General features: G+C 67.7%; 8 protein-coding genes and 1 other RNA gene. 3 read left to right on the top strand and 6 right to left on the bottom strand.

What is annotated here, in order from left to right; translation table 11 throughout:
- The 5 genes from I2456_RS15790 to I2456_RS15810 form a co-directional block, all read right to left on the bottom strand.
- Positions 1 to 2988 carry a bifunctional [glutamine synthetase] adenylyltransferase/[glutamine synthetase]-adenylyl-L-tyrosine phosphorylase gene (locus I2456_RS15790; protein ID WP_085074540.1) on the bottom strand — a complete coding sequence of 996 codons (2988 nt, stop codon included), beginning with the start codon at positions 2986 to 2988 and terminating at the stop codon, positions 1 to 3.
- 59 nt (positions 2989 to 3047) lie between these two features.
- Positions 3048 to 4388, bottom strand: a complete 1341-nt coding sequence (gene glnA / locus I2456_RS15795) for a type I glutamate--ammonia ligase (protein ID WP_068026839.1) — start codon at positions 4386 to 4388, stop codon at positions 3048 to 3050.
- Between the two features lie 78 nt (positions 4389 to 4466).
- Positions 4467 to 6035, bottom strand: coding sequence for an alpha/beta hydrolase (locus I2456_RS15800; protein WP_116672379.1), 1569 nt, complete (start codon positions 6033 to 6035; stop codon positions 4467 to 4469).
- 86 nt (positions 6036 to 6121) lie between these two features.
- Positions 6122 to 7681, bottom strand: coding sequence for an alpha/beta hydrolase (locus tag I2456_RS15805; RefSeq protein ID WP_085074541.1), 1560 nt, complete (start codon positions 7679 to 7681; stop codon positions 6122 to 6124).
- A gap of 57 nt (positions 7682 to 7738) precedes the next feature.
- Positions 7739 to 9127: a WS/DGAT/MGAT family O-acyltransferase gene (locus I2456_RS15810; RefSeq protein ID WP_085074542.1), complete on the bottom strand. Its 1389-nt coding sequence runs from the start codon at positions 9125 to 9127 to the stop codon at positions 7739 to 7741.
- Between the two features lie 147 nt (positions 9128 to 9274).
- Between I2456_RS15810 and panB the strand changes: the two genes are divergently transcribed.
- The gene (gene panB, locus I2456_RS15815; protein ID WP_085074622.1) at positions 9275 to 10129 is read left to right on the top strand and encodes a 3-methyl-2-oxobutanoate hydroxymethyltransferase; all 855 of its coding nucleotides are present in this window, start codon (positions 9275 to 9277) and stop codon (positions 10127 to 10129) included.
- A gap of 102 nt (positions 10130 to 10231) precedes the next feature.
- The gene (locus I2456_RS15820) at positions 10232 to 11764 is read left to right on the top strand and encodes a CYTH and CHAD domain-containing protein (protein WP_085074543.1); all 1533 of its coding nucleotides are present in this window, start codon (positions 10232 to 10234) and stop codon (positions 11762 to 11764) included.
- A gap of 17 nt (positions 11765 to 11781) precedes the next feature.
- Here the strand turns inward: I2456_RS15820 and rnpB are convergent.
- Positions 11782 to 12194, bottom strand: an RNA gene (gene rnpB, locus I2456_RS15825) — RNase P RNA component class A.
- A gap of 63 nt (positions 12195 to 12257) precedes the next feature.
- On the opposite strand from rnpB, the gene I2456_RS15830 reads away from it, so the two are divergent.
- A complete protein-coding gene (locus I2456_RS15830) occupies positions 12258 to 12968 on the top strand; it encodes a 2OG-Fe(II) oxygenase (protein ID WP_085074544.1) in 711 nt (236 codons plus the stop codon).
- Positions 12969 to 13025 lie beyond the last annotated feature (57 nt).

The raw sequence follows: 13025 nt of genomic DNA on the forward strand, positions 1-13025 counted from the left end.
TCACGACCCGAACACCTTGCGCACGACGGCTTTGGCCCGTCGCGTCACCCGCAGGTAGTTATCCAAGAATTCCCCGCCGTCCTCACCTTGCCAGCCGGCGGCCACCGCGACCGCGTTGAGTTGGCGCCCCGGCCCGGGCAATTGATCGGTCGGCTTGCCCCGCACCAAAACCAGCGCGTTACGGGCCCGGGTGGCGGTCAACCAGGCCTGCCGCAACAGATCCACCTCGTCTTCGGGCATCAGGCCGGCCTCGGCGATCACGTCCAGTGATTGCAGCGTCGAGGTGTTGTGCAGCGCGGGAATCTCGTGGGCGTGGCGCAACTGCAGCAGCTGCACGGTCCACTCGATATCGGCCAGTCCGCCGCGGCCGAGTTTGGTGTGGGTGTTGGGGTCGGCTCCGCGCGGCAGTCGCTCGGACGAGACACGGGCCTTGATCCGGCGGATCTCGCGCACCGCGTCGGCCGATACCCCGTCGGGCGGATAGCGCGTCTTGTCGGCCATCACCAGGAACCGTTGACCCAGCTCCGCGTCACCGGCCACCGCGTGTGCGCGTAGCAGCGCCTGGATTTCCCACGGCTGCGCCCACTGCGCGTAGTAGGCGGCATACGACCCGATGGTGCGGACGAGTGGTCCGTTGCGGCCCTCGGGACGGAGGTTGGCGTCGACCTCCAGCGGCGGGTCGACACTTGGCGTGCCCAATCGTGCCCGCACCTGCTCGGCGATCATGGTCGCCCATTTGACGGCGCGCGAATCTTCGGACCCGTGGGCCGGCTCGCACACATACATCACGTCGGCGTCGGACCCATAGCCCAGCTCGGAGCCACCCAGCCGGCCCATGCCGATCACCGCGATGGCCGCCGGCGGGCGACCATCCTCGGGCAAGTTGGCGCGAATCACCGCCTCCAGCGCGGCTTGCAGCACCGCCACCCACACCGACGTCAACGCGCGGCACACCTCGGTGACCTCGAGCATGCCCAGCAGGTCGGCCGAACCAATCCGGGCCAGCTCCCGACGACGCAGCGTGCGCGCGGCCGCGATGGCTCGATCGGGATCGGTCTGCCGGCCCGCCGCGGCGACCAGTGCCCGCGCCACCGCAGCCGGCTCGGTTTCCAACAGCTTCGGGCCCGACGGCCCGTCGGAGTACTGCTGGATGACTTCCGGGGCCCGCATGAGCAGGTCAGGCACGAAGGCGGAGGTGCCCAGCACATGCATCAAACGTCTGGCCACCGCGGCCTTGTCGCGCAGCGTCGCCAAGTACCAGGTCTGGCCGGCCATGCTCTCGCTGAGTCGGCGGTAGGCCAGCAGCCCGCGGTCGGGGTCGGGCGCATACGACAGCCAGTCCAGTAACCGGGGCAACAACACCGACTGCACGCGTCCGCGCCGGCCGCTCTGGTTGACCAGAGCCGACATGTGCTTGAGGGCGGTCTGCGGCCCCTCGTAGCCCAGCGCTGCGAGCTGACGCTCGGCGGCCTCCGACGTCATGCCTTGGCCGATCTGCAGCCCGGTCGGACCGATCGATTCCAGCAAGGGTTGATAGAAGAGCTTGTCGTGCAGCCGGGACACCCGGTGGTTCTGGTTCTTGAGCTCCTCACGCAATACCCCGGCGGCGTCGTGCCGGCCGTCGGGCCGGATGTGCGCCGCCCGCGCCAGCCAGCGCACCGCTTCCTCGTCGTCGAATTCGGGCAACAGGTGGGTGCGCTTGAGCCGCTGCAACTGCAGGCGGTGTTCGAGGAGGCGCAGAAACTCGTAGGAGGCGGTCAGGTTCGCCGCGTCCTCGCGTCCGATGTAGCCGCCGGCGCTCAACGCCGCCAGGGCGTCCACCGTAGAGGCCACGTGCAGCGACTCGTCGCTGCGGCCGTGCACCAGTTGCAGCAACTGGACGGCGAATTCCACGTCGCGCAGCCCACCGGTGCCCAGCTTCAATTCGCGGCCGCGTACGTCGGCGGGCACCAACTGTTCCACCCGGCGCCGCATGGCTTGCACTTCGCTTACGAAGTCCTCGCGCTCGCAGGCGGTCCACACCATCGGCTTGAGCGCGGCAAGGTAACTTTCGCCGAGTTCCCGGTCACCGACGGCCGCGCGGGCTTTCAGCAACGCCTGGAACTCCCAGGTCTTGGCCCAGCGCTGGTAGTAGGCGACGTGCGAGTCCAGCGTCCGGACCAGCTCACCGTTGCGGCCCTCCGGGCGCAGCCCGGCGTCCACCTCGAAGAACGCCGCGGAGGCCACCCGCATCATCTCGCTGGCCACTCGGGCGCTCAGTGAGTCGGCGCGCTCGGCGACGAAGATGACGTCGACGTCACTGACGTAATTCAGTTCGCGCGCACCGCATTTGCCCATCGCGATGACCGCCAGGCGGGGCGGGGTGCGGCCCGCGCACAACGTGTCTTCGGCCACCCGCAGTGCCGCGGCCATCGCGGCATCGGCGGTGTCCGCCAATTGGGCACCGACCACTGTGAACGGCAGCACCGGCTCGTCTTCCACGGTCGCGGCCAGGTCCAGTGCGGCCAGCACCAGCAGGTGGTCGCGGTACAGGGCCTGCAGCCGGCGCAGGAGTACGCCCGACGACTCGCCGGCGCAGTCGTCGATGCACTCGGTGAACGAGCGCTGCAACTGATCTATCGTCGGCAGTTTCACGTTGCCGCGCAACAGCTTCCACGACTGCGGATGAGCGATCAGGTGGTCACCCAGCGCCAGTGACGAACCCAGTACGGAGAACAGCCGCCCGCGCAGGTTGCGCTCGGTGAGCAGCGCCGCATTCAGCTGCTTCCATTCGGAGTCCAAACTCTCCGAGAGCCGAATCAGCGCCCGCAGTGCAGCGTCGGCGTCCGGCGCTCGCGACAGTGACCACAGCAGGTCGACATGCGCCTGGTCGTCCTGCTGAGCCCAGCCGAGTTGCGCCAGCCGCGCGCCGGCAGGCGGGTCGACCAATCCGAGCCGGCCCACGCTGGGCAGCCTGGGTCGCTGCGTCGCGGGCTTGGTCACGCCCATGACGGTAGCGCAAAGCGGCCCGAATCCGGTTCGCCAGGTACGGGTGCGTCTACAGAGAGTTACAGCGAAAGGTAGGTGCTCAGCTCGTACGGCGTGACGTGGCTGCGGTAGTTGGCCCACTCCGAGCGCTTGTTGCGGAGGAAGAAGTCAAACACGTGCTCCCCCAACGTTTCTGCGACCAGCTCGGAGGCCTCCATCGCACGCAGGGCGGCGTCCAGGCTGGACGGCAACTCGCGGTAGCCCATGGTGCGCCGTTCCTCGGCAGTGAGGTCCCAGACGTTGTCCTCGGCCTGCGGGCCGAGCACGTAGCCCTTCTCCACGCCGCGCAACCCGGCGGCCAGCAGCACCGCGAAGGCCAGGTAGGGGTTGCAGGCCGAGTCGGGGCTGCGCACCTCGATGCGCCGCGACGACGTCTTGTGCGGGGTGTACATCGGGACCCGCACCAGCGCGGAACGGTTGGCCGCTCCCCAGGATGCGGCGGTGGGCGCTTCCCCACCGTGAACCAGCCGCTTGTAGGAGTTGACCCATTGGTTGGTCACCGCGCTGATCTCGGAGGCGTGCTCCAGGATCCCGGCGATGAAGGATTTGCCAACGTCGGACAGCTGCAACGGGTCGTCGGTGCTGTGGAACGCGTTGACGTCGCCCTCGAACAGGCTCATGTGGGTGTGCATCGCCGAGCCCGGGTGCTGCCCGAACGGCTTGGGCATGAACGACGCCCGCGCGCCCTGTCCGAGCGCAACTTCTTTGATGAGGTAGCGGAACGTCATCACGTTGTCGGCCATCGACAGCGCGTCGGCGAAGCGCAGGTCGATTTCTTGCTGACCCGGCGCGCCCTCGTGGTGGCTGAACTCCACCGAAATGCCCATGAACTCAAGGGCTTCGATCGCCTCGCGGCGGAAGTTGGACGCGGAGTCGTGTATCGCTTGGTCGAAGTAGCCGGCGTTGTCGATCGGAATGGGCACCGAGCCGTCTTCGGGGCCGGACTTGAGCAGGAAGAATTCGATCTCGGGGTGCACGTAGCAGGAGAAGCCGAGCTCGTTCGCCTTGGTCAGTTGACGGCGCAGCACGTGGCGCGGATCGGCCCACGAGGGCGAGCCGTCCGGCATGCTGATGTCGCAGAAGATCCGCGCGGAGTGGTGGTGGCCGGCCGGAGTGGTCCAGGGCAGCACCTGAAATGTCGACGGATCCGGGTTCGCCACGGTGTCGGATTCAGAGACCCGCGCGAAGCCCTCGATCGAGGATCCGTCGAAGCCGATGCCCTCTTCGAAGGCGCCTTCGAGTTCGGCTGGGGCGATCGCGACCGACTTGAGGAACCCGAGCACGTCTGTGAACCAGAGCCGCACGAAGCGGATGTCCCGTTCCTCCAGGGTGCGGAGGACGAATTCCTTCTGTCGATCCATATCCCGAACAGTAGGCACTGCGTGTTAACTCCGTGTTACCGATGCCCGTTCAGGCACGTTGCGGGGTGTCCAGACGGCTCATTGTTGGCAGCGCAGGCTGGCCGGTGGCGGCGTCAGGTCCACGAAGTAGCGCACCACCGCGGTGTCCACGCACTGGTTGCCGTCGAACACCGCGGTGTGTTGGGTGCCGTCGAAGGTGATCAGCGCCGCGCCCAACTGCCGGGCCAAGTCGACGCCGGCCTGGTACGGGGTGGCCGGGTCGTGGGTGGTGCTGACGACGACGACCTTGCCGGGTCCGGCCGGTGACGCCGGGTGCGGTGTGGAGGTGGCCGGCTCGGGCCACATCGCGCAGATGTCACGCGGGGCTGATCCGGTGAACTGTCCGTAGCTGATGAATGGGGCCACCTGGCGGATCCGCTGATCCGCGGCGACCCACGACGCCGCGTCCGTCGGAGTGGGCGCGTCGACGCAGCGGATCGCGTTGAACGCATCCTGGCCGTTGTCGTAGTGCCCTTGGCGGTCGCGGCCGTTGTAGTCGTCGGCCAGCGCCAGCAGGTCACCGGCGTCGCTGCCGCGCTGTAGCCCCAACAGGCCGCTGGTCAGGTACTTCCAGTGCTGCGGGGTGTAGAGCGCGTTGATGGTGCCGGTGGTGGCGTCGGCGTAGCTCAGGCCGCGCGGGTCCGACGTTTTCCCGGGTTTGGCGACCAGCGGGTCGACCAGCGCGTGGTAGCGGCTGACGAACTGGGCCGGGTCGGTGCCCAGCGGGCAGGCCGCCGAGCGGGCGCAGTCCGTGGCGTAGTCGTTGAACGCGGTCTGGAAGCCGGCCATCTGGTTGACGGTCTGTTCGATCGGCCCGATGGTGGGATCGATGGCGCCGTCGAGCACCATGGCGCGCACGTGAGCTCCGAACCGCTCGACGTAGGCGGTGCCGAGTTCGGTGCCGTAGCTGTAGCCGAGGTAGTTGATCTGCTCGTCGCCGAGCGCCTGGCGAACCATGTCCATGTCCCGCGCGGCCGAGGCGGTGCCGATGTTGGCCAGAAACGCGGGTCCCATCCGGTCGACGCAGTGCTGCGCCAAGTCGCGGTACACCTGCTCGATGTGGGTCACCCCGGCCGGGCTGTAGTCGACCATCGGGTCGCGCCGGTAGGCGTCGAACTCGGCATCGGTGCGGCACCGCAGTTGCGGCGTCGAATGGCCCACGCCGCGTGGGTCGAAGCCGACCAGGTCGAAGTGGCGGGCGATGTCACTGTTCTTCAGCTCGGGCGCCATCCCGGCAACCATGTCCACCGCGGAGGCGCCGGGACCGCCCGGATTGACCAGCAGCGACCCGATCCGCTGGCCGGTGGCCGGGACGCGGATCACCGCCAATTTGGCTTGCGGCCCAGTGGGTTTGTCGTAGTCGACCGGCACCGACACCGTGGTGCAGCGTGCCGTGGGGATATCGGTCGTGTCCGGGACGAAGGTGCCGCAGGACTCCCAACTGGGTTGCGGAGCCGCGACCGGAGTCACGGGGGTCTGGGTCTGACCGGTGTCGGGTTCGGGAGTGGCGCCTGCCAACGGCGATACGGCGATCGACTGCCCGCCGACTACCAATCCGAATGACAGCAGCACCGAGCTCAACGATGTCAGGCGCGGCATGGCGGACATCGTCTCACTTCCACGGCCCCGCGCAGGACGCGGAAGGGTCACGCCTTGGTCACGTATCTATCGCTGGCAGAGCAGATTTGGCGTGGCTAACACTTGGCGCCGCTGGGTGGTGTGGTACCGCCGATGAGATACGCGGTGACGTAATCGTCGATGCAGCTGTCGCCCTGGAAGACCACCGTGTGTTGGGTTCCGTCGAAGGTGAGCAGTGAACCGCGCAGCTGATTGGCCAGGTCCACTCCGGCCTTGTACGGCGTCGCGGGATCGTGGGTGGTCGAAACCACCACGGTGGGCACCAGGCCGGGCACCGAGACGGTGTGCGGCTTGCTCGTCGGCGGCACCGGCCAGAACGCGCACGTCCCCAGCGGGGCGTTGCCGGTGAACTGTCCGTAGCTCATGAACGGCGCGAGCTCCCGCGAGCGCCGGTCCTCGTCGATGACTTTGGCGCGGTCGGTAATCGGCGGCTGGTCAACACAATTGATCGCGACCCGCGCGTCGGTGGCATTCGTATAGTGCCCCTTGGAATCCCGTCGCATGTACATGTCGGCCAGGGCGAGCATGGTGTCGCCGCGATGGTCGACCAATTCCCTTAGGCCGTCGGTCAGGTGGTGCCAGAGGTTCGGCGAATACAGCGCCATGATGGTGCCCACGATCGCGTCGCTGTAGCTCAGGCCGCGCGGGTCGTTGGTCTTGGCCGGCCGGCTGACCATCGGGTTGGTGGGATCGACAAGCGGGTCCACCAGGCTGTGGTAGACCGCGACGGCTTTGGCCGGGTCGCTGCCCAACGGACAGCTGTCGTCCTTGGCGCAGTCGGCGGCATAGTCGTTGAACGCATCTTGAAAGCCCTTGGCCTGACGCAGATCTGCCTCGATCGGATCGGCGTTGGGGTCGACGGCACCATCGAGGATCATGGCGCGCACATGCTGGGGGAAGGCTTCGGCGTAGGCCGAGCCGATGCGGGTGCCGTAGGAGTAACCGAGGTAGGTCAGCTTGTCGTCACCGAGGGCGGCCCGGATGGCGTCGAGGTCCTTGGCGACGTTGACGGTTCCGACGTTGGCCAGGAAGTTCTTGCCCATCTTGTCGATGCACCGGCCGACGAACTGCTTGGTCTCATCCTCCATGTGGGCGACGCCCGCTTGGCTGTAGTCGACTTGCGGCTCCTTGCGCAGCCGGTCGTTGTCCGCATCGGAATTGCACCAGATCGCCGGCCGGGAGGATCCGACGCCGCGCGGGTCGAAGCCGACCAGGTCGAACCGTTCATGGATCCGTTTGGGCAGGGTCTGGAACACCCCCAGGGCCGCCTCGATACCGGATTCACCCGGGCCGCCGGGGTTTATCACCAGCGAACCCAGCTTGTCGCCGGTCGCCGGAAAGCGAATCATCGCCAGCACCGCGACCTGATTGGGATCTGAGTGGTCGTAATCGACCGGGACGGCGAGCTTGCCGCACATCGCACCGCCGGGCAGCTTCAGCTGCGCGCTGGCGGTGCGACACGGTGTCCACTCCACCGCCTGCCCGAGCCGCGGCTCGGCCATCCGGGCGCGGCCACCGACCACGCGGATGCAGCCGGTGAGCATCAGCGCCACGGCGGCGATCGCGGTCCAGATCAGCAGCAAGCGCGCGATCTTGTCGCGGCGAGACGAGAACATGGCACCCTATGCTGCCAGAGAACACTCAAGATGCTGGTCAGCGGTCTGGACGGGTCGCTACCGGGCCGCGGCCAGCAGTTCTTCCATTCCGACGGTGAACTCGTCAGCCATCTCCCACAAGTCGGGCAGCAAGTCGGGGCAGGAAATGAGCCCGACGTTCAGCCGGCCGTTCAAGGACATCACGGTGATGTTGAGCCCCGAGCCGTGGAAGATGGGCCCGAGCGGATACATCGCCTTGACCTCGCAGCCCAGCAGGTACAACGGCACCTGCGGGCCGGGCACGTTGGACACCACCAGGTTGTGCACCGGCAGGCTCTCGGTGAGCCGGGTGCTGGCGTAGACCCGCATCGCCACGCCGAACACCGCGGGCGCCGCGAACTGGGTCCAGTCCTGCAGCAGTGTCGCGCCGATGGCCGAACTGTGTTCTTTGGCAACGGAATTGGCGTCGGCGATCGCCTTCAAACGCTGCACCGGGTCGGCGATGTGGGATTGCAGGCTGGCGAACATCGCCGACACCTGGTTGCGGCCCGGACGGTCGGACTTGCCGTGCACCGACACCGGTACCGACGCCACCAACGAGGTTTCGGGCAACGAGTCGCGGTCGGAAAGGTAGTGCCGCAGCACCCCGGAGACCAGCGCCATCACCACGTCGTTGACCTTGACGTTGAACCGGTCCTTGACGGTCTTCACGTCTTGCAGGTCCAGATCGGCGTAGGCGATGTTGCGCCGGCCGGTCACCGAGGCGTTGAACACGGTTCGCGGTGCGGAGAACGGTCGGGCCATGGCCTGGCCGTCGCGGGCGCGCAGCACCGTCTCGACCACCGACGACACCGTCTGCGGCACCATATTGGCCAAGCGCAGCGGTCTGGTGGCAAACCTGAGCAGGCCGCCACCGGCGATCCGCCAGCCGTTGGCGTCGCCGACACCGGCCACCGGCTCCGGCGCCGGCGCGTCGGGCTCGGTGGTGCACAGCTTCGACATCAAGTTGGCGCCGGTCACCCCGTCGACGCCGGCGTGGTGAACCTTGGTCATCACCGCCATACATTTCTTGTCCGGGTCGGCACCGGCGACGCCTTCGATCACCCACATCTCCCAGAGCGGCCGGCTGCGGTCCAGCGGCAGCGAGGCGATGTGTCCGCAAATCTCGGCGAGCTCCGTGCGCCCGCCCGGGGGCGGCAAGCCGATGCGGTGCAGATGGCGGTCGATTTCGAAATTGTTGTCGTCCACCCACACCGGGTGATCGAGGTTGAGTGGGCTGTTGGCAAGCTTTTCGCGAAACTCCGGCATGGCTTTGATGCGCAGGGACAGTGCTTCGCGCAGCCGATCGAAGTTGTAACCGCCCGGCATCGTGGTCGGGTCCAGCCCCATGATCGAGCAAACATGCATGGGCTGGGAGGGAGTCTCCAGATAGAGGAAGCTGGCGTCGAGTCCACTGAGCCGCTGCATCCGAAGATGCTATGCCGACCAAGGGGGCGTGGGGACATCGAGCCGCACAATCTGGCAGAATGGCGGCGTCAGACGAACCCGGGGACCCACCGAGGAAACAGACTTCGAGGGCCACGAGGATCGACCCGACCACCCACGAGGACAATGATGTCTGAGCAAAATCCCTATGGGGACACCCCTGCCGCCAGCGCGCCCGTCAGCCCGTCACGGCCGAAGATTCGCACTCATCACCTGCAGAAGTGGAAGGCCGAAGGCCATAAGTGGGGCATGCTCACGGCCTACGACTACTCGACCGCCCGGGTCTTCGACGAGGCAGGCATCCCGGTGCTGCTGGTTGGCGACTCGGCCGCCAACGTCGTCTACGGCTACGACACCACGGTCCCGATCTCGATCGACGAGCTGATCCCGCTGGTTCGGGGCGTGGTGCGGGGCGCTCCGCACGCGCTGGTCGTCGCCGACCTGCCGTTCGGCAGCTATGAGAGCGGCCCCGCCGCGGCGTTGGCCGCCGCCACCCGCTTCATGAAGGAAGGCGGCGCCCACGCCGTCAAGCTGGAAGGCGGTGAGCGGGTCGCCGAACAGATCGCCTGCCTCAGCGCCGCCGGCATCCCGGTGATGGCGCACATCGGCTTCACCCCGCAGAGCGTCAACACCCTGGGCGGGTTCCGCGTGCAAGGCCGTGGGGATGCCGCCGAGCAGACGATCGCCGACGCCATCGCCGTCGCCGAGGCCGGGGCGTTTGCCGTGGTGATGGAGATGGTGCCGGCCGAACTGGCCACCCAGATCACCGGCAAGCTGACCATCCCGACGGTAGGAATCGGCGCCGGCCCCAACTGCGACGGTCAGGTGCTGGTATGGCAGGACATGGCGGGGTTGAGCAGCGGTAAGGCCGCCCGCTTCGTCAAGCGCTATGCCGACATCGGCGGTGAACTGCGCCGCGCCGCAACGCAATACGCCGAAGAGGTGGCCGGCGGGGTCTTTCCCGCCGAGGAACACTGCTTCTGACCGGTCCGGCCAGCGCGCCGGTAGCGCGTAACCCTGGTATGGCACGCTATTGGGGCCCTTTCCCGATCCACGACCGCGGCCACGCGCTCTCACGGAGGCGAAATGCCAGGAAAAGCGCCAAAGACGGCGCGCCATCTCGAGGTTGAGCGCAAGTTCGATGTCGGCGAGGCGGCGGTCTCGCCGTCGTTCGAGGGCATCGCCAGCGTGGCTCGCGTGGAGAGGTCCGCGGCGCAGGCGTTGGACGCGGTCTACTTCGACACCCCGGACCAGGACCTCGCGCGGCACCGGATCACGCTGCGTCGCCGCACCGGGGGCCACGATGCCGGCTGGCACCTGAAGCTGCCCGACGGGCCGGATTCGCGCACCGAGATCCACGCACCGCTCGGCGAGTCCGACGACGCCGAGGTGCCCGGTGAGCTGCGCGACGTCGTCGCCGCCATCGTTCGGGACCGCCCGCTGGAGCCGGTTGTCCGCATCACCACCCAACGCGAAAGCCAGGTGCTCTACGGCGCCGACGGGGCCGCTCTGGCGGAGTTCTCGAACGATCACGTCACCGCCTGGTCGGCGGGCACGCCGGACGGCTCGGACTCCGGACCCGCCGAGCAGGAGTGGCGGGAGTGGGAGATCGAGCTCATCGAGGACGGGGGCGGGAATGGGACCGCCAATCGGGAGCTGCTGGACCGGCTGAGTAATCGGTTGCTCGATGCCGGCGCCGCCCCGGCCGGCCATGGCTCGAAGCTGGCGCGGGCGCTGGGCCCGCCGACCAGCGACGTGGACCGTCCTCCTCCGCCGGCGGACCCGGTCCATCGTGCGGTCGCCGAGAACATCGAGGAATTGTTGGTGTGGGATCGCGCGGTGCGCGCCGACGCCGAGGATGCCGTGCACCAGATGCGGGTGATCACCCGCAAGATCCGCAGCTTGCTCAAAGACGCCCAGGATTCGTTTGGCTCCTCGGATTGCACGTGGGTGCTCGACGAACTACGCGAGCTGGCCGCGGTGTTGGGCGTGGCCCGGGACGCCGAGGTGCTGCGCGACCGCTACCGGGCGGCCCTCGACCGGCTGGATCCGGCGCTGGTGCGCGGGCCGATTCGGCAGCGTCTGGTCGACGGCGCGCAGCGTCGCTACGAGGTCGGGTTGCGACGGTCGCTGATCGCGATGCGGTCCAAGCGATACTTCCGGCTGCTCGACGCCCTTGAGGAGTTGGTGGCCGAAGCCCCGGCGGCCCCGACCGACCAGAAACCCGACGACACGACGTCGATCACCATCGACGCCGCCTACAAGGGCGTGCGCAAGGCCGCGAAGGCGGCACGGGCCGAAGAGGACGACCCCGACGAGGCGTTGCACCGAATTCGCAAGCGGGCCAAGAGATTACGCTATACGGCGTCGGCCACCGGAGCCGACGACGTGTCCCAGCAGGCGAAAGCGATCCAAGCGTTGCTCGGCGAGCATCAAGACAGCGTGGTCAGCCGCGAGCATCTGGTGCACGAGGCCGATGCCGCGCACGCCGCCGGCGAGGACACCTTCACCTACGGCTTGCTCTACCAGCAGGAGGCCGACTTGGCCGATGCCGCGCATCAGCAGGTGGACGCGGCGCTGCACAAGCTCGACAAGGCGGTTTCGAAAGCCCGCCGCTGAGGGCGGTGGGTGAAGCGCGGGCGAGTTGGCCTGTAAGCCGGATTCTGTTCCCCACCGCCACGGCTTGAGCCAACGGCGGCACGGCGACGACCATCCATCTGGACACACCGTTGCCGGGTGCCTCGAGCGGCCTACCCGCAGACTCGGGCGAGCAACCCTCGAACGTCTGCGCGGCCGCACCTGTGGTGCGGCCTTCTTGGCCTTGCTTCGGGTGGGGTTTGCCGAGCCATCCCGGTCACCCGAGACGCTGGTGCGCTCTTACCGCACCGTTTCACCCTTACCACCACGAGGATGGCGGTCTGTTTTCTGTGGCACTTTCCCGCGAGTCACCTCGGATTGCTGTTAGCAATCACCCTGCTCTGTGAAGTCCGGACTTTCCTCGACCCGACGCTGCCAATGCAACGCGGGCCGCGGCCGTCCAGCCAACTCGTCCGCGACGAACAACGCTACCCGCACCACCACGGCGGGGCCAGTTCGTCTCTATCGTGGACGGATGGCCACGTGGGCAGCACGCGTCGACTCTGCCGACTGGGATCAGATCACCGCTGAGCTCAACGAGTACGGCGGAGCGCTGTTGCCCCACTTGATCACACCGACCGAGGCGGCGCGGCTGCGCGGGCTCTACTCCGACGACAGCCTGTTCCGGTCGACGGTCGACATGGCGCCGAAACGCTACGGCGCCGGGCAATACCGGTATTTTCACGCGCCCTATCCCGAGCCGATCCAGCCGCTCAAACACGCGCTCTATCCCCGCCTCCTGCCGATCGCCCGGGATTGGTGGGACAAGCTGGGCCGAGAGGCGCCGTGGCCCGACACCCTCGACGATTGGCTGGCGGCATGCCATGCCGCCGGGCAGACGCGGTCCACCGCACTGATGCTCGAGTACGGGCCCGGTGACTGGAATGCCCTACACCGAGACCTGTACGGCGAATTGGTGTTTCCGCTTCAGGTGGTGATCAACCTCAGCGACGCCGGATCCGATTACACCGGCGGCGAATTCCTGCTCGTCGAACAACGGTTACGTGCGCAATCTCGCGGCACCGCAACACAATTGCCGCAGGGACACGGGTACGTCTTCACCACCCGCGAGCGGCCGGTGCGATCGGCACGGGGCTGGTCGGCGGCACCGGTGCGCCATGGCGTGTCGACGGTGCGCTCCGGCCGACGCTATGCCTTGGGTCTGATCTTTCACGACGCCGCCTGACGGTTCTGTCACAACCGCCACAGCAGTCTCTCCCTCGGGACATCACCGATGTGCCCG

Origin of the sequence: Mycobacterium kubicae (genome assembly GCF_015689175.1) — a bacterium.
GTDB lineage: Bacteria > Actinomycetota > Actinomycetes > Mycobacteriales > Mycobacteriaceae > Mycobacterium > Mycobacterium kubicae.